Origin of the sequence: Pseudomonas sp. RW3S2, from assembly GCF_014268955.1 — a bacterium.
GTDB lineage: Bacteria > Pseudomonadota > Gammaproteobacteria > Pseudomonadales > Pseudomonadaceae > Aquipseudomonas > Aquipseudomonas wayambapalatensis.
Genome location: NZ_JABWRM010000005.1, coordinates 292,226 through 311,826 on the forward strand (window position 1 = coordinate 292,226; position 19,601 = coordinate 311,826).

Below are 19,601 nucleotides of genomic sequence, written 5' to 3' on the forward strand. Positions count from 1 at the left end.
TCGGAGCGGCGGTTCGGCGCTCCGACTTGTCCCGCGATGAGGCCCATAAAGACACCACCCCCTAAGGCGCTGGAAAAATGGCGTCAAAATGCCACTCACCCTCTTATCCGACCTCGCCACTCAGGCTAAACTCGCCGGTGCTCCCCCGGCCTGCCTGAGTGCGTCATGAACCACCCCCATGAAATCCGCCCCGATCTGCACGAAGGTATCGACCGCAAGGTGCTGTCGACCCTGCGTGGGCGCTTTCTACAGCTGAACGAGGGCCGTCTCGCGCGGGCCATGGAAGGGCTCTCCAGCCGCCAGCAGCAGGTACTGACGCTGCTGCCGCTGTTCTTCCACGTCAATCATCCGCTGCTGCCGGGCTATGTGTCAGGCAGCACGCCTGCGGGCGTCTCGGGCTTCGAGCCAGACGCCGAGCTGCTGGCCGAAGCCCAGCGTCTGACCCGCTCCTTCACCTACAAGGCCCGCCACGGCAACCCGCCACGGCCGATTCATGGCCTGTTCCTCATGGGCAGCCTCGGCACCCTGGCCCAGGCCGAGCAAAGCGACATGGACCTGTGGGTCTGTCATGCACCGGGCATTGGCGAAGGCGCCCTGGCCGAGCTGCGGCGCAAATGCCAGTTGCTCGAAGCCTGGGCCGCCACCCAGGGCGCCGAGGCGCATTTCTTCCTGATCGAGCCCCAGGGCTTTGTCCAGGGCGAACGCGACAGCCAGCTCAGCTCCGACGACTGCGGCACCACCCAGCATTACCTGCTGCTCGACGAGTTCTATCGCACGGCGATCTGGCTGGCCGGACGCACGCCGCTGTGGTGGCTGGTGCCGGTCTACGAAGAGCACAACTACCACGCCTACACCCAGACGCTGCTGTCCAAGCGCTTCATTCGCGCCCAGGACGACCTTGACCTCGGCCACCTCGCACACATCCCGCCCGGGGAGTTCGTCGGCGCAGGGCTGTGGCAACTGTTCAAGGGCATCGACTCGCCCTACAAGTCGCTGCTCAAGCTGCTGCTGACCGAGGTCTACGCCAGCGAACACCCCGAGGTACGCTGCCTGAGCCTGGACTACAAGCGCGCGGTGTTCGCCAACCGCCTGGACCTCGACGAGCTGGACCCATATGTCATGGTCTACCGCCGCATCGAGCAGTACCTGCAGCGCCGTGGCGAACATGCACGCCTGGAGCTGGTGCGGCGCAGCCTCTACCTGAAGGTCAACAAGAAGCTCAGCGCCCTGCCCCGCACGCGCAGCACCGGCTGGCAGCGCCAGCTCCTGGAGCGCCTGACCGACGAGTGGGGGTGGGACGAGCGCCAACTGGCGCTGCTCGACAGCCGCAGCCAGTGGAAGGTCCGCCAGGTGGCGGTCGAGCGTCGCGAGCTGGTGGCCGAGCTGAACTACAGCTACCGCTTCCTCAGCCAGTTCGCACGCGACCAGAGCGCCAGCAGCCGCGCCGATCAACGCGACCTCAACGTGCTGGGTCGGCGCCTGTACGCGGCCTTCGAGCGCCGCGCCGGCAAGATCGAGGTGATCAACCCGGGCATCGCCCCGGACATCGCCGAAGATACCCTCACCCTCGTCCAGTCGCCCAACCGCAAGGAGCCGGGCACCCACCACTGGGGCCTGTACAACGGCAACCTGGGCGTGCACGAGTGGGAGCATTTCAGCCCGATCAAACGCTGCCGCGAGCTGCTCGAACTGCTGACCTGGGCACACCGCAACGGCGTGATCGACAGCAGCACACGTCTGGCCCTGCACCCCGGTGTCAGCGACCTGAGCGAGTTCGAGCTGTTCAACCTGCTCGGCAGCCTGCAGCAGACCATCGCGCTACCGCTGGAAACCGTCAGCGAAATACGCCTGCTGCAACCCAGCGTGGCCGACGAGATCCTGCTGCTGGTCAACGTTGGCATCGACCCGCTGCGTCATCACCGCGACCTGAACATCCTGATGACCACCGAGCGCACCGACTCGCTGAGCTATGCCGGGGTGCGCGAAAACCTGGTGCTGACCTTCGACCAGATCACCCTGAACAGCTGGAACGAAGTGCTGGTGCAGCGCTACGACGGCGAGCACGCGCTGATGCGCTGCCTGCGTGACTTCCTCAACAGCCAGGGACCGCGCACGCAGCGTCCACGGCTACGGGTGCGCTGTTTCTGCCACAACCGTGCGCAAGCGATCGCCCAGCGCGTCGAGGACATCTTCGAGACCGTGCAGTTGCTGCTGGATCAGGGCCTGAACCACCGCTACCTGCTGCAAGTGGCGCAGCACACCCATGTGCTGGACCTGGTGCCTGGCCAGGTCAGCCTGACCACCCTGGACGATCAGGATGCCGTGCTCGCCCACCTCGGCGAGGAGCGCAGCCAGTACAGCCCGCTGTACCTGGACGCCAATGCCTTGCAGGACCACGACCTGCCACTGGTGCTGGAACAGGGTCAAGCGGGCTGCATCCAGGTGTTCTATCGCCTGCACGAAGGCTGGGCCGAACTCTACGTACTCGACGAATACAACTCACTCTGGCTGCAGCGGCTGCCGCTGCAGGACGAAAGCCACCTGCTGCTGCCCCTGCAACGCTTCCTGCAGTCGGTGGTGGTGCGCCGCGATGCCCAGTTGCCGCTCGACAGCCTGCAGCAGGCCTCGCTGGACATCCTCTACTACCAGCTACTGCCCAACGGCCCAGGCAAATGCCGTGCCCTGGAGCCTCGGCCCGCGCCACAGGTCGCGAGCGGCCAGCCGTACTATGAAGTGCAGGCGATTCTCCAGGCAGGCGCGGGGGATGACGTGCATGTCACGCTGTATTGCGACCAGCAGGAGTTTTCCCAGCTCGATCACGGCGACCAGTTGTATGCCGTGGTCGCCCGGCAGATTCTGCGCCAGCGCCGCAGCGCCGGGAACTACCGCTGCTACATCACCGACCTGGACCTGTCCGAGCTGCTCGAGGACGAACAGGGCTCGACGGTGCTGTTCCTGCGCTACAAGCGCGAACTGGAGCAGTCGCTCAATGATGGGCTGGAGCAGCTACAGGCTTGTTTGTAGCTGATGCCGTTCAGAGATCGAAATCACCTGCCGCTTCAGGCTGGTATTCCACGGCGAGCAGCTTGAGCTTGAGCGTCTTGCCGCCTGGCGCCGGCCAGTCGATCTGGTCGCCCACCGACAGGCCGAGCAGCGCGCAACCGATCGGTGCGAGGATCGAGACGTTGCCTTCCCCGCCTGCGTCCTTCGGGTAGACCAAGGTCAGGTGATAATCCTTGCCGGTGGCCTCCTCGCGGCAGTGCACGCGCGAGTTCATGGTCACCACGCCCGCCGGGACCTCCTCGTGGCCGACCACCTGTTCGGCGCGGTCCAGCTCGTCCTGCAGGGCGAGCACACCCGGCGTGCTTTCGTCGAGGCTGTCGAGCAGACGCTCAAGACGCTGCACGTCCAGTCGGGTGAGGATGAGGGAAGGCTTGATGCTCATGGTCCAGTCAGACTCCTTTCAACGAAGTATTTCAAGCTGTAGATAAAGCAAAACCCCGCCCAAGGGCGGGGTTTGAGAATGCTTCTGGCGCGGCCAGTACCGGACTGACACTACCACAGCCGGGCAAATACTCAAGCCTGTGGCGTCGAAGCCCTCAGTGCGTCGGCCTCGCGGCAGATCTGCCGCCGCCGCTCGTCATCGGCCGAACGCCATTCGCGGATATGCTCCACATGACGCATGCATCCAGTGCAGACACGGCGCTCGTCGAGACGGCAGACGCTGATGCACGGCGAAGGCACGGCCGGGCTGACATTGCTGTAGAGCGGCTTGGGCGGCCGCGGTTGCTCGCTCATCTCAGATCTCGTCGAAGTCCAGCTTCTCGCCGACCCGCTCCCAGACGATGCGCTCGAGCATCTCGCCGAGCAGTTCTTCGCTCTTCTCGCAGACCCACTTGCCGCTCTCTTCGTCATAGTCGAAGTGGAAACCGCCCGAGCGGTCGGCCAGCCACAGCTGACGCAGCGGCTCCTGGCGGCTGAAGATCAGTTGGCTGCCGTTGTCGAACTTGATCGTCAGGACACCGGCGGAGTTTTCCATGTCCAGGTCCAGGTCGGTCTCGTCGAACAGATCCTCCAGGGCCTGTTGGGTCGCGTCGACCAGGTCGTGGAAACGCGCTTCGCTCAAACTCATTGCAGGAACCTCGAAAATGGCTGCACACACGCAAGCCGGGCACGATACGACCGCTGGGCGCTGATTGCAAAGACTAGCGACCGGCAGCACCTAGCCCAACCCTCACAACCAGCAAGCCTGGCCCGCCCGACGGACCGGCCCTTGCATAGGCAATCCGGCGGTCGCTCGGTATACTCGGGCGCAATACTGCTTATTTCAAAGGATTTCACCCATGAAGCGCCTGATTTCCTCCATTGCGGCGCTGGTCGCTGTAGCCTGCCTCGTTTCGGCCTGCGGTCAGAAAGGCCCCCTGTACCTGCCTGAAGACGGCAAGGACGGCAAGAGCGCACGCAAGTCGTCGCACCAGCACGCGCAGCCGGCCAAGGCCGCCCCGCAAGACGAAGAATCGCTGCCCGAGCAGTCGCCAGCGCAGTAAGGAAATCCAATGGACGCATTCAACTACCGCGACGGTGAACTGTTCGCGGAAGGCGTGGCCCTGTCGGCCATTGCCGAACGTTTCGGCACCCCCACCTACGTCTACTCGCGCGCCCACATCGAGGGCCAGTACCGTAGCTACACCGACGCCCTGCAAGGGGTCGAGCACCTGGTGTGCTTCGCGGTCAAGGCCAACTCCAACCTCGGCGTGCTGAACCTGCTGGCTCGTCTGGGCGCAGGCTTCGACATCGTTTCCGGTGGCGAACTGGAGCGTGTGCTGGCCGCTGGCGGCCGTGCCGACCGCGTGGTGTTCTCCGGCGTCGGCAAGACCCGTGAAGACATGCGCCGCGCCCTGGAAGTCGGCGTGCACTGCTTCAACGTCGAATCCACCGACGAACTCGAGCGCCTGCAAGTGGTGGCCGCCGAGATGGGCAAGGTCGCCCCGGTCTCGCTGCGGGTCAACCCGGACGTCGATGCTGGCACCCACCCGTACATTTCCACCGGCCTCAAAGAGAACAAGTTCGGTATCGCCATCGCCGATGCCGAAGCCATCTACGTGCGCGCCGCGCAGTTGCCCAACCTGGACGTGGTCGGTGTCGACTGCCACATCGGTTCGCAGCTGACCACCGTCGACCCGTTCCTTGACGCCCTCGACCGCCTGCTCGACCTGGTCGACCGCCTTGCCGACTGCGGTATCCACCTGCGTCACCTCGACCTGGGCGGCGGCGTCGGCGTGCGCTATCGCGACGAACAGCCACCGCTGGTCGCCGACTACATCAAGGCCATCCGCGAGCGCGTCGGCGCACGCGACCTGGCCCTGGTGTTCGAGCCCGGCCGCTACATCGTCGCCAACGGCGGCGTGCTGCTGACCCGCGTCGAATACCTCAAGCACACCGAGCACAAGGACTTCGCCATCATCGATGCGGCGATGAACGACCTGATCCGTCCGGCGCTGTACCAGGCCTGGATGGGCGTCAGCGCGGTCAAGCCACGCGAAGGCGAAGGCCGTGCCTACGACCTGGTCGGCCCGATCTGCGAAACCGGTGACTTCCTCGCCAAGGACCGCCAGCTGAACCTCGCCGAAGGCGACCTGCTGGCCGTGCAGTCTGCGGGCGCCTATGGTTTCGTCATGAGCTCGAACTACAACACCCGTGGCCGTTGCGCCGAAATCCTGGTCGATGGCGACCAGGCCTTCGAAGTCCGCCGCCGCGAGACCATTGCCGAACTGTTCGCCGGCGAAAGCCTGCTGCCGGAGTGAACCCATGCTGCTGCGTTTCACCAAGATGCACGGGCTGGGCAACGACTTCATGGTCCTGGACCTGGTCAGCCAGCACGCGCACATCCAGCCCAAGCATGCCAAGCAGTGGGGTGACCGCCATACCGGCATCGGCTTCGACCAGCTGCTGATCGTCGAGGCGCCGAGCAATCCGGAAGTGGACTTCCGCTACCGGATCTTCAATGCCGACGGCTCCGAAGTCGAACAGTGCGGCAACGGCGCGCGCTGCTTCGCCCGTTTCGTGCTGGACAAGCGCCTGACCGCGAAGAAGCGCATCCGCGTCGAAACCAAAGGCGGTGTCATCGAGCTGGATGTGCAGAACGATGGCCAGGTCTGTGTCGACATGGGCCCGCCGCGCTTCATCCCCGCCGATATCCCCTTCGTCGCCGACCGGCAGGCGCTGAGTTATCCACTGGAGGTCGATGGCCAGGTCCACTCGATCGCCGCGGTGTCCATGGGCAACCCGCATTCGGTGCTGCGCGTCGATGACGTGCGCAGCGCCCCCGTGCACGAGCTGGGGCCGAAGATCGAGCACCATCCGCGCTTCCCGCAGCGGGTCAACGCCGGCTTCATCCAGGTCGTCGACCGTCACCGTGCCAACCTGCGGGTATGGGAGCGCGGTGCAGGTGAAACCCAGGCCTGCGGCACCGGCGCCTGCGCCGCCGCCGTAGCAGCCATCGCCCAGGGCTGGATGGATTCTCCCGTGTCCATCGACCTGCCGGGCGGGCGTCTGAGCATCGAATGGGCCGGCCCCGGCAAACCGGTGCTGATGACCGGCCCGGCCGTACGCGTCTACGAAGGACAGGTTCGTCTCTAAGCGAGTATCCGCCATGACCGATCAGCCACAGGTTGTACCCGAGCAAGCCGCCGACCTCGACGCCGAGGCGGTGGTCGCCTACCTGCGTGCCCACCCAACCTTCTTCGCCGAGCATGACGAACTGCTCATCGAGCAGCGCATCCCCCACCAGCGCGGCGACAGCGTGTCGCTGGTGGAGCGCCAGCTCAAGCTGCTGCGCGACCGCAACATCGAGATGCGCCATCGCCTGTCGCAATTGATGGATGTGGCCCGCGACAACGACCGGCTGTTCGACAAGACCCGCCGCCTGATCCTCGACCTGCTCGACGCCAGCAGCCTGGAAGAGGTGGTGATGGCGGTCGAAGACAGCCTGCGCCAGGAGTTCCAGGTGCCCTTCGTCAGCCTGATCCTGTTCGGTGAGAACGCCGCGCCGGTCGGGCGCTGGGTCAGCGGTGCCGAGGCGCAACAGGCCATCGGTGGCCTGCTGGGCAGCGGCAAGACGGTCAGCGGCAACCTGCGCGAGCATGAGCTGGCCTTCCTGTTCGGCGAAGACCAGCGCAAGGATGTCGGTTCCAGTGCCGTCGCCTCGCTCGAGCACCAGGGCCTGCACGGCGTGCTGGCCATTGGCAGCCGCGACCCGCAGCACTACAAGAGCAGCGTCGGCACCCTGTTCCTCACCTACATCGCCGAAGTCCTCGGTCGCGTGGTTCCGCGCTTCACCCAGACGCTGCGCTCGGTGCGCTGATGGAACGCCAGCTGGAAGCTTATTGCGCGCACCTGCGCAACGAGCGCCAGGTGTCCGAGCACACCCAGCTGGCCTACCGCCGCGACCTGGAGAAGGTGGTCGAATTCTGCAACACCCAGGGCATCGCCAGTTGGCAGGCCCTGCAGATCCAGCAATTGCGCCAGCTGGTGGCGCGCCTGCACCACCACGGCCAATCATCGCGCAGCCTGGCGCGCCTGCTTTCGGCGGTGCGCGGCCTGTATCGCTACCTCAACCGTGAGGGGCTTTGCCAGCATGACCCGGCCAACGGCCTGACCCCGCCCAAGGGTGAGCGTCGCCTGCCCAAGACCCTCGACACCGACCGCGCCCTGCAACTGCTCGACGGCGGCGTCGACGACGACTTCATCGCCCGTCGTGACCAGGCCATTCTCGAACTGTTCTATTCCTCGGGCCTGCGCCTGTCGGAACTGACCAACCTCGACCTCGAACAACTGGACCTGGCGGGCGGGCTGGTCCAGGTGCAGGGCAAGGGTGGCAAGGCCCGCGTCCTGCCGGTCGGGCGCAAGGCGCGCGAGGCGCTGCAGGCGTGGCTGAAACTGCGCGGGATCAGCGCGCCACGCGACGGGGCGATGTTCGTCACCCGCCAAGGCAAGCGCCTGGGGCCACGGGCCATCCAGTTGCGGGTCAAGGTCGCCGGCGAACGCGAACTGGGCCAGCACCTGCACCCGCACATGCTCCGCCACTCCTTCGCCAGCCACCTGCTCGAATCGTCCCAGGACCTGCGCGCGGTACAGGAGATGCTCGGCCACGCCGACATCAGCACCACACAGATCTACACCCACCTGGACTTCCAGCACCTGGCCGCCGTCTACGACAGCGCCCATCCACGGGCCAAACGCAGCAAAGGCAGCGACTCATGAGTATCAAGCTGATCACCTTCGACCTGGACGACACCCTGTGGGACACCGCACCGGTGATCGCCAGTGCCGAGACCGTCCTGCGCGACTGGCTTGCCGCCAATGCCCCAAACCTGGGCGGTGTGCCGGTCGAGCACCTGTATGCCATCCGCGAACGCCTGGTGCAAGCCGAACCGGGCCTCAAGCACCGCATCAGCGCCCTGCGCCGGCGCGTGCTGTTCCACGCACTGTCCGACGTCGGCTACAGCGAGCAACACGCCCAGGAGCTTGCCAATGAAGCCTTCGAGGTATTCCTGCATGCCCGGCATCAGATCGAGGTGTTTCCCGAAGTGCAACCGGTGCTGGAGATCCTGCGCCATCACTATGTGCTGGGCGTCGTGACCAACGGCAATGCCGATGTGCGGCGGCTGGGGATCTCGGACTACTTCCGCTTCGCCCTGTGCGCCGAGGACCTGGGGATCGGCAAGCCGGACCCGGCGCCGTTCCGCGAAGCGCTCAAGCGCGGCGAGGTCGAAGCCAGTGCGGCGGTACACATCGGCGATCACCCGGGGGACGACATCGCTGGGGCCCAACGCGCCGGCCTACGCGCGATCTGGTTCAACCCCCAGGGTAAGGCCTGGGCCGGCGAGCAGGCGCCGGATGCCGAGATCCAGCGCCTGTCGCAACTGCCCGACGTGCTCGCACGCTGGCGCTGACGACCCTATCGCGGGGCACGTCGGATTCCACCCACAAAAAAGCCCGCAGCGACGGCGGGCTTTCTTGTATCCAGCCACTCAGATAGGGCGGCTGCCGTACTTGTTGTCCGGCTTCTTGGGCGGATCGGCAACCACGTTGGCCTCGACTTCCTGGACCTTGCCACCGCGTGCCAGGAACTCTTCCATGGCGCGCGCCAGCGCGTCGCGCTCCTTCTGCTTGGCTTCCATGCTCGGCATCTCGTCTACCGAGACTGCCGCCTTGGACTTGCCTTTGGCGGCAGGTGCAGGGCTGCTGTCGTCGTCGCCGGCGTCTTCCGCGCCGTCGTCGGATGCCGCGTCAAGGGCCTCATCACCCTCGTCTTCGTCGCCTACTTCGAGGTCATCATTTTCCAGATCGTCGTCGCTCATGTTCTACCTCATGACTTGCGAAAAGCAGGTTAGTTATAGACCAGTGATGCCGTAGACCGGCAGCCACCAGTGAAAATTCAACTGGCCGTGGGTTGGCCACTGCCTTGGATGTACGGCCCCTGGTGAGGGCGTTTCACCCAGCAGATCCCAGCTCCTGGCGGGATCTGACGAAATCCTTGAGCCACCGCTGCTGGCCTTGCGCTATTGGCAAGCCTAGCAAAGCGTGGCGAAGTGTGTGGAAGGCACTGCAAACACCCTTCCGGCGCGCATTCTAGCGCGCCGGGAGAAAAAACAAAGCTCCATCAGTACCCGCTTTTCTGTAAGTTTTCTGCCTGCGTCACGAACGTGCCGGATAAACCGTTTGCCTACCGGCGAAACGGTAAAAATCAGGCAAAAAAATGCCCGGACAAGCCGGGCAAGTTTTTTACTGCAGGGCGGTTACAGGTTGTAGCCGCGCTCGTTGTGCTGAGCCAGGTCGAGGCCGACCGACTCTTCTTCTTCGTTGACCCGCAGGCCCATTACCACGTCCAGCACCTTGAGGATCACGTAGGTGACGATGGCGGTGTAGGCCACGGTGAAGATCACGCCCTTGGCCTGGACCCAGACCTGCGCACCGATATCGGTGACCGCGCCGAAGCCGCCCAGGGCCGGTGCTGCGAACACACCGGTGAGAATCGCGCCGACGATACCGCCAATACCATGCACACCGAAGGCATCCAGCGAGTCGTCGTAGCCCAGCTTGCGCTTGAGGCTGGTGGCGCAGAAGTAGCAGATCACACCCGACGCCAGGCCGATTACCAGGGCGCCCATAGGGCCGACGGTGCCGGCAGCCGGAGTGATGGCGACCAGGCCGGCGACCACACCCGAAGCGATGCCCAGGGCACTAGGTTTGCCGTGGCCGATCCACTCGGCGAACATCCAGCCCAGCGCGGCGGCGGCGGTGGCGATCTGGGTCACCAGCATGGCCATGCCGGCAGTGCCGTTGGCCGCTGCAGCGGAACCTGCGTTGAAGCCGAACCAGCCGATCCACAGCATGGCCGCGCCGACCAGGGTGTAGCCGAGGTTGTGCGGAGCCATCGGCGTGGTCGGGTAGCCTTTGCGCTTGCCCAGTACCAGGCACGCCACCAGACCTGCGATACCGGCGTTGATGTGCACCACGGTGCCGCCCGCGAAGTCCAGTACGCCCCAGTCCCACATCAGTGCACCGTCACCGCTCCAGACCATGTGCGCGATCGGCGCATAGACCAGGGTGAACCACACGCCCATGAACACCAGCATGGCGGAGAACTTCATGCGTTCGGCGAAGGCACCGACGATCAGTGCAGGAGTGATGATGGCGAAGGTCATCTGGAAGGTGATGAACACCGCCTCAGGGAACAGCGCGGTGGCCGAGGTCAGGCCAGACGGCGTCACACCGGCGAGGAAGGCTTTGGAGAAGCCGCCGATGAACGAGTTGAAATTGAGCACGCCCTTTTCCATGCCGGTGGTATCGAAGGCGATGCTGTAGCCGTAGATGACCCACAGGATGCTGATCAGACCGGTGATGGCGAAGCACTGCATCATCACCGACAGCAGGTTCTTGGAGCGCACCATGCCACCGTAGAACAGGGCCAGGCCCGGGATGGTCATGAACAGTACCAGCGCCGTGGCCGTGAGCATCCAGGCGGTGTCGCCGGAGTTCAGTACCGGGGCGGCTGCTTCCTCTGCCAGGGCAAGGCCAGGCATTACGAGGGACAATAGGGCTCCTAGCCCTGCGATCTTGCGCAGAGTCATTTGTTTTCTCCTGGGGCGTTTGGGTTTGGTGAGGCTTGTTGTGTCGCTTAGATCGCGTCGGTATCGGTTTCGCCGGTACGGATGCGGATCGCCTGCTCCAGATTCACCACGAAGATCTTGCCGTCGCCGATCTTGCCGGTGTTGGCCGCCTTGGTGATGGCTTCGATCACCCGGTCCAGGTCCTTGTCATCGATGGCGACATCGATCTTGACCTTGGGCAGGAAATCGACCACGTATTCGGCGCCACGGTACAGCTCGGTATGGCCTTTCTGCCGGCCGAAGCCTTTGACTTCGGTCACGGTGATGCCTTGCACGCCGATTTCCGACAGCGACTCGCGCACGTCGTCCAGCTTGAACGGCTTGATGATGGCAGTGACTAGCTTCATGAAACTCTTCTCCCGATTTGGTGGACTTGCCCCAGGAAAACAAACCCGTCTCAAGTCTAAGCGCAGCGCCTGGCTTTGTAACGCGTCGTCGGCTCCATTCCCCCACCGACGCACGTTTTCGGCGGGTGACGAGGGACCCTTGCGGCTCCGCCTGCACACTGCCCGATCACAAGGGACTGCATCAGTGCATGGCGCACAGAGGCCTTTGCAGAAACCTTGCCAGATCCGGCAAAAGGCCAGAAAACAAGTAGTTGCGTGCAATGCTCGGGATTAGCCCATGGCCAGTACGGCGAAAGCTGCACGATTCTGGTGCATAGAGTCATAGCGAGCTGCTCAAAAAGTGTGCATCCAGTCCCCGGAATACGCCGTGCTACACTGCCCACCTTTCACACGCACGGAACAACCCGACCCATGCTCGCGCCCAAAGCCCTTCTCGACGCCCTGAGCGACCAGGCCTCGCGCCTGTTCAGCGGCGACACCGCGCAGCCGCGCGCCGAACTCGAAAGCCAGTTCAAGATCCTGATGCAGAGCGCGTTCAGCAAGCTGGACCTGGTCAGCCGTGAAGAATTCGACAGCCAGATGGTGGTCCTGGCGCGCACCCGCGCGCGCCTCGAAGCCCTGGAGAAGCAAGTGGCCGAGCTGGAGGCGCGCATGGCGCCGCCGGCCCAGGACTAGCCACCCTTAGGGATATCCGGCCGGCCTCCGCGCAGAGGCCGGCCGGAAACATCAAACGCTTCCTACGAAGAATAGGGAGCATTCAAACAAGATGAAACTTATTTAAAGTTCACCTCCCCGGTTGACTTCGATACTACCCTTGAATAAAGTTCGCTCGCCCTGAGAAAAGGGGCCTTTTTTCCATTCACTGAAGAATTCAATGGACACAGTATCTAGTCGCTGCCTGACCGCCGCCGCACGGCCCGGTCAGGCACTTGAACCGGAACACCGGTCCCGACACCCTGGTCGGGCAAGCCGCGCCAGAGCCTGATGCTCCGCCGTGACTTGCCCCAGCCGGTGTCCGCCGGTTGGAGGCAAGCTCATGAACCTCACGTCATTCGTTTCAAATCGCCTGCACGCCTGCCTGGCGCGTTTGCAGGCCCGCGCCTGGCCGCCCCGTGGCCCGTGCGCTCCAGCCCAGCCCTCCGCCGCCGTGTGCGGCCCGCAGTTGCGTGCCGTATGGCAGGCACACCCCTGCCACGGAAAACTCCAGTTGCGCCTGCACTGGCACCACGACGACAGCCAGGACCCTCCAGGTAGACGGGGGCTGCTGGCACGCCTCTGCGCTCGCCTGAGCCCTCAGACGTTCCACTGAACAACTGATATAGAACAGTAACTTCTGATCGAACTTTCAACCTTGAAAGTTCGCCGGACGGTTATTGCCCATTGTTTATCAACGAGGAATACAAACATGGAATGCGCGAGTAGAAAGTTCGCTGCCGAAACAACTTCCGACTCTCGGCAGCGGACAGACAACTGTCGGAAAAACCAAGCATTTTTCTGCGACCCGACATGCCTTCGTTCACCCCCTGAGTGAAACGTCTGTGTGTCGTGCCGCCGCAGCGGCAGGAGCACAGCAACATGACCGTCAAACACCGCAACACCCCACCGGCCAAGGCCGAACGCGAAACCCGCCTGTCCACCCGCGCCGCCCGTGAAGCGCGCAATGGCCTGTCCGTCACCCTCGCCAACCTCGATGCGAGCGAGCATGGCCTGACCGAACACGAAGCCGCCAAGCGCCTGCAGCGCGACGGCGCCAACCAGGTCGCCCACGACCAGCAACCCCACGCCCTGGTGCAACTGCTCAAGGCCCTGCACAACCCCTTCATCTACGTCCTGCTGACCCTGGCCGGGATCAGTTTCGTCACCGACTACTGGATGCCGATCAGCGCAGGTGAAGCGGATGACGCCGACCTGACCAAGGTCATCATCATCATGACCATGGTCAGCCTCAGCAGCCTGCTGCGCTTCTGGCAGGAGTACCGCTCGAACAAGGCCGCCGACGCCCTCAAGGCGATGGTGCGCACCACGGCCACCGTGCTGCGCCGCGAACAGTTCGGCCAGCCGCCGCGCCTGCGCGAAGTGCCCATGGACGAACTGGTGGCCGGCGACATCGTGCAGCTTTCGGCGGGCGACATGATTCCCGCTGACATCCGCCTGCTCGAATCACGCGACCTGTTCATCAGCCAGGCGGTGCTCACCGGCGAAGCGCTGCCGGTCGAGAAGTACGACACCCTGGGCAATGTCGCGCAGAAGTCCGCCACGACTGACAGCGCTGACCAGGACAACCTGCTCGAACTGCCGAACATCTGTTTCATGGGCACCAACGTGGTCAGCGGCCGCGCCCGCGCCGTGGTGGTCGCCACCGGTCGACGCACCTACTTCGGCTCCCTGGCCAAGGCCATCGCCGGCTCGCGCAGCCAGACCGCCTTCGACCGCGGCGTGAACAGCGTCAGCAGCCTGCTGATCCGCTTCATGCTGGTGATGGTACCGGTGGTGTTCATGATCAATGGCCTGGTCAAGGGCGACTGGGGCGATGCCTTCCTCTTCGCCCTCGCCGTGGCCGTGGGCCTGACCCCGGAAATGCTGCCGATGATCGTCAGCGCCAACCTGGCCAAGGGCGCCGTGGCCATGGCCCGGCGCAAGGTGGTGGTCAAGCGCCTGAACGCCATCCAGAACCTGGGCTCGATGGATGTGCTGTGCACCGACAAGACCGGCACCCTCACCCAGGACCGGATCATCCTCGAGCACCATGTGCGCATCGACGGTGAGCGCGACAAGCGCATCCTCGAGCTGGCCTGGCTCAACAGCCACCACCAGAGCGGCGTGCGCAACCTGATGGACCAGGCCGTACTCCACTTCGCGGCCCAGGACCGCGCATTCCAGGCGCCCTACGCCTACGCCAAGGTCGACGAGCTGCCGTTCGACTTCATTCGCCGTCGCCTGTCGGTGGTGGTGAAGAACGCCCTGGGCGATCACCTGATGGTGAGCAAAGGCGCGGTCGAGGAAATGCTCGCCATCGCCACCCATGTGCAGGAAGGCGAAAGCGTCGTGGCCCTCGATGAGCGTCGGCGCCAGCGCCTGCTGGCCAGCGCCGATGCCTTCAACCGCGACGGCTTCCGCGTGCTGGTGGTCGCCACCCGCGACATTCCGGCAAGCGAAGGCAAGGCGCAGTACCACACCGACGACGAGCGCGACCTGGTGATCCAGGGCTTCCTGACCTTCCTCGACCCGCCCAAGGAAACCGCCGGCCCGGCCATCGCCGCCCTGCGCGACATGGGCGTGCGGGTCAAGGTACTGACTGGCGACAACCCGGTGGTCACCTGCAAGGTATGCCGCGAAGTCGGCCTGGAGCCCGGCCTGCCGCTGCTTGGCCAGGACATCGAGCGCATGGACGACACCACCCTGAAGATTCAGGTCGAAGAACGCACCGTCTTCGCCAAGCTCACCCCACTGCAGAAATCCCGCGTGCTCAAGGCGCTGCAGGCCAACGGTCACACCGTGGGCTTCCTCGGCGACGGCATCAACGACGCTGCCGCCCTGCGTGACGCCGACGTCGGTATCTCGGTGGACAGCGGCACCGATATCGCCAAGGAATCGGCAGACATCATCCTGCTGGAAAAAAGCCTGATGGTGCTCGAGGAGGGTGTGCTCAAGGGTCGCGAAACCTTCGGCAACATCATGAAGTACCTGTGCATGACCGCCAGTTCCAACTTCGGCAACGTGTTCTCGGTGCTGGTGGCCAGTGCGTTCATTCCCTTCCTGCCGATGCTGGCGATCCACCTGCTGCTGCAGAACCTGATGTACGACTTCTCCCAGCTGTCGCTGCCGTGGGACCGCATGGACAAGGAGTTCCTCAGCGAACCGCGCAAGTGGGACGCTCGCAACATCGGCCGCTTCATGCTGTGGATCGGCCCGACGTCGTCGATCTTCGACATCACCACCTTTGCCCTGATGTGGTACGTGTTCGCCGCCAACAGTGTCGAGATGCAGGCGCTGTTCCAGTCCGGCTGGTTCATCGAAGGGCTGCTGTCGCAGACCCTGGTGGTGCACATGCTGCGCACCCGCAAGGTGCCGTTCTTCCAGAGCACTGCGGCGCTGCCGGTGATCCTGGCCACGGGCCTGGTGATGGCGCTGGGCATCTACATCCCGTTCTCGCCAGTGGGCGCGATGGTCGGTCTGGTGCCGCTGCCGTGGGAATACTTCCCTTGGCTGGTCGCCACCCTGCTGGGCTACTGCGTGGTCGCTCAGACCATGAAAACCCTCTACATCCGCCGCTTCGGACAGTGGTTCTGAGCCAGCAGGGAGAGCAGACCATGCGCGTACTGATCTGTGCGGGACGCAACTACGCCGACACCCGGCGCTGCCGCCAGGCCCTGGACGATGTCCAGCGCCAGCGGCCGATCCAGGTGTTGATTCACGGCGGCAGCCAGTTCCTCGGTGGCGAGATCGAAAGCTGGGCACGCGAGCACGGCGCCGACCTGGTGCGCTACCCGCCCAACTGGCAGTTGCACGGCAAGCAGGCCGAGCGCCTGCGCAACCTGTTCATGTTCACCGACAGCCGCCCCGAGTTGTTGCTCGCCCTGCCCGGGGGCGACGACACCGAGGAGCTGCTGGCCAGGGCTCGCGGCGCTGGTGTGCAGGTGATCTGCGGCAGGCAACCACGACAACCCGAGCGAGAGGAGCATTGCCATGACGCCTGAAAAGCCTGATGAACGAGCCCGTTTCTCGCTCACCCACGACCTGCCACCCGCCCAGGCCCGGGCGGCGCGGCGCAATGTGCTGTTTGTGATCGTGACCTTGGTGTTGAGTGGGGTGTTGGTGGTGTTGTTTGGGGTTGAGGCGCGGTTGTCTGGAGGCTGAGAAAAACTGCGCCTAACCGGCTAGCGTCCCGCATTTTTGCGCTTGCTCCGCCCACTGATTTAACATGGCACCTGACTACGGCGACAGCAGAAAATTTGTCGGCGGAGCTGCGTAGGCCTGGCATGCCAAGGTCATATGAAGGGAAATCGCAAGCATCTGGGTTGTTCTGCTTCAGTGCAGGAGACTCGCTTTCGAGGCCGTCCTTCCGCGTAGTCACCTGATATTCCGAATCTTGGCCCCGGTCGCGTGATACGCGGTGACCGGGGCCAAGTACCTTTTGGCGCCGTCAACGCCTGAAAAGCGTGATGAGCGAGCCCTTTCTCGCTCACCCACGACCTGCCACCCGCCCAGGCCGGCGCAGCGCAGCGCAATGTGCAGTTTGTGATCGTGACCTTTGTGTTGAGTGTGGTGTTGGTGGTGTTGTTTGGGGTCGAGGCCAGCAACGCCTGCTTAGTAGGGCGGACTCTTCGAGGCGCCGCGAACAACAGCGCAGCAGGTGCCATTCACAGCGGTGCCTGCTTCGCGGGCAAGCCCGCTCCCACAAGTACTGCACCGGTTCCGATGGATCTACAGAACCCCTGTGGGAGCGGGCTCGTCCCGCGATCGGGCGCGCAGCGGCCGCCAACCAGACAACGCAGATAGCCCTGAAACAGCACGAAAACCGCCTGACCGGTGTTACAAGCCGAGCCATGGGGCAACCGACGTATGAAAGATCTGAAATTGCACCCGGAGCCTTCAGCCCATAATCCCTGGGAAGTATCCTACGCGCTTTGCGGAAGCCTCTTAATTGTCGGGGAAATGCCTCAGGGATAACTTCGCTGGGTCGCCCACATTGGCGACTGGGTGTGAGAAGCCCAAGTGTTTCAGGAATGGCTTCCCGTCATGGTAGCCGTGCGCGAGCAGGTTTCGACCTGGCCGTGTCCCTGGACCACGGACTTCTCACCTCGTGCACGGCTGCCACCCTAATCCGTGAGAAGGGTTCTGGTGGCAGCTCCAGATGTCGTCCAGGAGTTGAACCATGAAGAAACTCGTCCCCGACCCACCCCGCCTCAAGCTCATCAACAACCCCTACTTCTCCATCCAAACCGACATGACCCCTCCCGACGCCCTGGCACACGCCAGCGAGCTCTTGCGCGGTGTCGCCGAAACCATCGACGAACACTGCCGCACCTATGCCGGTGTACCCGGCCTGCACATGCTGTCGAACGCCGCGCACTCCGCCGAAACGGCTCGCGCGCTGATCGAACATGCGCTGAACCGGATGTGACCCTGAGCCCGTCAAGGAGTGATGAACATGAGCGGTAACCAATCCGGTCGCACCACCGCAGGTGTTGCCACCTTTCTCGAGATGTTTCGCGTACAGCCCGGTATCCCCTATGAGCGCGCCATCGAAGAAATCTCAGTGCTGGTGGGCTGTACACGTGATCTGAGCGATCAGTTCACAGGGGAGGCAAACCCTGCGGCAATCACCGCCCTGCACTACCTCAGCGCCCTGGCCAAAGCGTTGTTGAATGATCTTGAGGTCAGCCGTAACGCTGGTGACTGAAACCTCACGACCAAGCCTCGATACCGCCTCGGCATCGAGGCCCAGGCAAATGCTGCACAAGCACACCTCAACGAACTGAAGTCTCAGGCCGCTCAAGAATCCGACACTAAAGTATTCCCTCCCTGTGCCGTTAACTGCCTCAACTGGAAGGATTTATTTAGCTGGACTTTGCGCAAGTCGAGCTAACCCATGGAAGGCACCGATGCAAAGTGACCGGAAAGGACATGCAGCTGCCGTAACGCTGCAGACCGGGCAAGGCGGACTGTCGTCCGTCGTGCGACATACGAAAATGTCAACACATGGAAAATACGCTATGCAATTCAAGAAACGGATCTTCGCGGCCCTGGCCGTTACCTCCCTGTTCGCTGCCGGTGCAGCGCATGCAGGCCCTCCCGTGCAGATCACCGTCAAGAACCTGGGCACTGCCGAAGCCAAGTACTCGATGATCGGCAACAACGAAGCCCTGACCAACGCCAGCGCAACGCCCAAGCCCAAAGATTCGATCCTGCCGAACCAGGCCTTCACCTTCGTCGTGACCGGCCCCCTGAGCCCAGACATCACCACCGCCTTCGTGCGCTACGCCATCGGCGGCAAGTCCTGCGTGTTCCGTACCTCGTTCGTCAACACGATTGCCCCGGGCGGGCTGGGTGGCACCATCACCAAGATCCCGAAATGGACCAAGGATGCCGATGCCAGCGGCGGCGCTCGCTGCACCGCAACCATCACCTCGACCAGCCTGTCGAACTATTCGTGGAACGTCGAATTCACGATCAAGTAAGTCGCTGAACGTTCTGCCCCGGAGCGATCCGGGGCAGAACGGGTCCAAAGTAGACGCAGCATCCCCGCTGCCCAGAGAGATACGGAGACGATCATGGATGGTGTCAACAGCCTGCCGGCGTCACAGGTAAAAACCCTCAACGCAACTCAAGGCACTGGCAAGCCAGATGAAAAGCCTGACGCCACGGCCTCGGTCGCGGCGCCCCAGAAAACGGGCAACTCGGATAACGCCAGCATCTCGCCACTGGCGCAGTTGCTCAGCGACGCAGCAGCACGGGCGGCAAAGCGCGACGCCAGTACTGACCGTAGCGGCCTGAAAGCCATCGCCGAGCAGGTAACCCGCGCTATTCACAGCCCGGCGTTCGAGCAGTCCAAGGTCGAACGCGATGCCGAAACGCCCGCTTCGGACGACCCACAGCGCCTCGAGCAAGCACGTCAGGCAACTGCCTTCCTGAACAACAAAGGTTCCAACCCGTTCGCGGGCATGTCCATGGAACAACTCTCTCTAGTCGTGCATGACGACAGCGGTGCATTTACAGTCAACGAACGGCGCGCAGCGCTGGTGGAGACCGGTGCACAAGAAGAGGCTTGGTCCAGGGCGGTTTCGCAGAAGTTGATGGACGAGTACAACCGCGACGGGCACATGTCACCTAAAACCCTTCAAGGCATCCTGGATTATTACAAGGGCCTGCCGCCGATCATGGAAGCCCAGCTTCCCGACAACTACGAACATGATTTGAACAAACTCATCCAGTACGCCGAAAAAGAACAATCGCACAGCAAGGATCAACTCCAATCGCTGCTCGATCTGGTCTTGGCAAAACGCCTTGAATACACCGACAAGACAGCAACGCAAGACACCTGAATTTATTCAACCAGGTGCCCATCGTATTGAGTGGG

22 protein-coding genes are annotated in these 19,601 nt (G+C 63.5%); 16 read left to right on the plus strand and 6 right to left on the minus strand.

The features are described 5' to 3' along the window. Nucleotides 1-165 precede the first annotated feature (165 nt). Nucleotides 166-3,024, plus strand: a complete 2,859-nt coding sequence (locus tag HU748_RS09950) for a class I adenylate cyclase (RefSeq protein WP_186720263.1) — start codon at nucleotides 166-168, stop codon at nucleotides 3,022-3,024. A 10-nt stretch (nucleotides 3,025-3,034) separates the two neighbouring features. Here the strand turns inward: HU748_RS09950 and rnk are convergent, their stop codons facing one another. The 3 genes from rnk to cyaY all read right to left on the minus strand — a co-directional run bounded on the left by rnk (nucleotide 3,035) and on the right by cyaY (nucleotide 4,132). Then, nucleotides 3,035-3,445 carry a nucleoside diphosphate kinase regulator gene (gene rnk, locus HU748_RS09955; RefSeq protein WP_186720264.1) on the minus strand — a complete coding sequence of 137 codons (411 nt, stop codon included), beginning with the start codon at nucleotides 3,443-3,445 and terminating at the stop codon, nucleotides 3,035-3,037. A gap of 131 nt (nucleotides 3,446-3,576) precedes the next feature. After that, nucleotides 3,577-3,798, minus strand: a complete 222-nt coding sequence (locus HU748_RS09960) for a DUF1289 domain-containing protein (RefSeq protein ID WP_054891606.1) — start codon at nucleotides 3,796-3,798, stop codon at nucleotides 3,577-3,579. A 1-nt stretch (nucleotide 3,799) separates the two neighbouring features. Next, complete coding sequence (cyaY, locus tag HU748_RS09965; protein WP_054891605.1) at nucleotides 3,800-4,132, minus strand: iron donor protein CyaY; 333 nt, start codon at nucleotides 4,130-4,132, stop codon at nucleotides 3,800-3,802. Nucleotides 4,133-4,343: 211 nt separating this feature from the next. Between cyaY and HU748_RS09970 the strand changes: the two genes are divergently transcribed. The 6 genes from HU748_RS09970 to HU748_RS09995 are packed head-to-tail and all read left to right on the plus strand — an operon-like array spanning nucleotide 4,344 to nucleotide 8,954. Next, nucleotides 4,344-4,547: a lipoprotein gene (locus HU748_RS09970; protein WP_186667371.1), complete on the plus strand. Its 204-nt coding sequence runs from the start codon at nucleotides 4,344-4,346 to the stop codon at nucleotides 4,545-4,547. Nucleotides 4,548-4,556: 9 nt separating this feature from the next. Then, nucleotides 4,557-5,804, plus strand: coding sequence for a diaminopimelate decarboxylase (gene lysA / locus HU748_RS09975; protein ID WP_151925471.1), 1,248 nt, complete (start codon nucleotides 4,557-4,559; stop codon nucleotides 5,802-5,804). Between the two features lie 4 nt (nucleotides 5,805-5,808). Then, on the plus strand, nucleotides 5,809-6,639 hold the full coding sequence (gene dapF / locus HU748_RS09980) for a diaminopimelate epimerase (protein ID WP_186720265.1): 831 nt from the start codon (nucleotides 5,809-5,811) through the stop codon (nucleotides 6,637-6,639). A 13-nt stretch (nucleotides 6,640-6,652) separates the two neighbouring features. Beyond that, nucleotides 6,653-7,363 (plus strand): DUF484 family protein, encoded by a 711-nt coding sequence (locus HU748_RS09985; RefSeq protein WP_186667370.1) that lies wholly within the window; start codon nucleotides 6,653-6,655, stop codon nucleotides 7,361-7,363. After that, nucleotides 7,363-8,262 carry a tyrosine recombinase XerC gene (gene xerC, locus HU748_RS09990; RefSeq protein WP_186667369.1) on the plus strand — a complete coding sequence of 300 codons (900 nt, stop codon included), beginning with the start codon at nucleotides 7,363-7,365 and terminating at the stop codon, nucleotides 8,260-8,262. Before HU748_RS09985 ends, xerC begins: the two co-directional genes overlap by 1 nt. After that, nucleotides 8,259-8,954 carry an HAD family hydrolase gene (locus tag HU748_RS09995; RefSeq protein WP_186720266.1) on the plus strand — a complete coding sequence of 232 codons (696 nt, stop codon included), beginning with the start codon at nucleotides 8,259-8,261 and terminating at the stop codon, nucleotides 8,952-8,954. Before xerC ends, HU748_RS09995 begins: the two co-directional genes overlap by 4 nt. Nucleotides 8,955-9,032: 78 nt before the next feature. Here the strand turns inward: HU748_RS09995 and sutA are convergent, their stop codons facing one another. The 3 genes from sutA to glnK all read right to left on the minus strand — a co-directional run bounded on the left by sutA (nucleotide 9,033) and on the right by glnK (nucleotide 11,521). Further along, nucleotides 9,033-9,362, minus strand: coding sequence for a transcriptional regulator SutA (sutA, locus tag HU748_RS10000; protein WP_186667367.1), 330 nt, complete (start codon nucleotides 9,360-9,362; stop codon nucleotides 9,033-9,035). A 438-nt stretch (nucleotides 9,363-9,800) separates the two neighbouring features. Beyond that, the gene (locus tag HU748_RS10005; protein WP_054891597.1) at nucleotides 9,801-11,135 is read right to left on the minus strand and encodes an ammonium transporter; all 1,335 of its coding nucleotides are present in this window, start codon (nucleotides 11,133-11,135) and stop codon (nucleotides 9,801-9,803) included. A gap of 47 nt (nucleotides 11,136-11,182) precedes the next feature. After that, a complete protein-coding gene (glnK, locus tag HU748_RS10010; protein ID WP_002555808.1) occupies nucleotides 11,183-11,521 on the minus strand; it encodes a P-II family nitrogen regulator in 339 nt (112 codons plus the stop codon). Nucleotides 11,522-11,932: 411 nt separating this feature from the next. Here glnK and HU748_RS10015 point away from each other — a divergent pair, with 411 nt between their 5' ends. From HU748_RS10015 to HU748_RS10055, 9 genes are all read left to right on the plus strand, one after another. Continuing rightward, nucleotides 11,933-12,196 carry an accessory factor UbiK family protein gene (locus HU748_RS10015; RefSeq protein WP_065861730.1) on the plus strand — a complete coding sequence of 88 codons (264 nt, stop codon included), beginning with the start codon at nucleotides 11,933-11,935 and terminating at the stop codon, nucleotides 12,194-12,196. Nucleotides 12,197-12,557: 361 nt separating this feature from the next. Further along, nucleotides 12,558-12,830: a hypothetical protein gene (locus HU748_RS10020; protein WP_186720267.1), complete on the plus strand. Its 273-nt coding sequence runs from the start codon at nucleotides 12,558-12,560 to the stop codon at nucleotides 12,828-12,830. Between the two features lie 266 nt (nucleotides 12,831-13,096). Further along, nucleotides 13,097-15,811, plus strand: coding sequence for a magnesium-translocating P-type ATPase (mgtA, locus tag HU748_RS10025; RefSeq protein ID WP_186667364.1), 2,715 nt, complete (start codon nucleotides 13,097-13,099; stop codon nucleotides 15,809-15,811). Between the two features lie 20 nt (nucleotides 15,812-15,831). Then, on the plus strand, nucleotides 15,832-16,218 hold the full coding sequence (locus tag HU748_RS10030) for a DUF2493 domain-containing protein (RefSeq protein WP_186720268.1): 387 nt from the start codon (nucleotides 15,832-15,834) through the stop codon (nucleotides 16,216-16,218). Further along, entirely contained in the window at nucleotides 16,208-16,378 is a 171-nt protein-coding gene (locus HU748_RS10035; protein ID WP_186667362.1) for a hypothetical protein, read from the plus strand. Before HU748_RS10030 ends, HU748_RS10035 begins: the two co-directional genes overlap by 11 nt. Before the next feature lie 1,018 nt (nucleotides 16,379-17,396). Next, nucleotides 17,397-17,645, plus strand: a complete 249-nt coding sequence (locus HU748_RS10040) for a hypothetical protein (protein ID WP_186667361.1) — start codon at nucleotides 17,397-17,399, stop codon at nucleotides 17,643-17,645. A gap of 27 nt (nucleotides 17,646-17,672) precedes the next feature. Next, nucleotides 17,673-17,924 carry a DUF3077 domain-containing protein gene (locus tag HU748_RS10045; protein WP_186667360.1) on the plus strand — a complete coding sequence of 84 codons (252 nt, stop codon included), beginning with the start codon at nucleotides 17,673-17,675 and terminating at the stop codon, nucleotides 17,922-17,924. A gap of 313 nt (nucleotides 17,925-18,237) precedes the next feature. After that, the gene (locus tag HU748_RS10050) at nucleotides 18,238-18,702 is read left to right on the plus strand and encodes a hypothetical protein (protein WP_054893667.1); all 465 of its coding nucleotides are present in this window, start codon (nucleotides 18,238-18,240) and stop codon (nucleotides 18,700-18,702) included. A 93-nt stretch (nucleotides 18,703-18,795) separates the two neighbouring features. Further along, complete coding sequence (locus HU748_RS10055) at nucleotides 18,796-19,566, plus strand: hypothetical protein (RefSeq protein ID WP_186667358.1); 771 nt, start codon at nucleotides 18,796-18,798, stop codon at nucleotides 19,564-19,566. The last annotated feature ends 35 nt before the right edge of the window (nucleotides 19,567-19,601 follow it).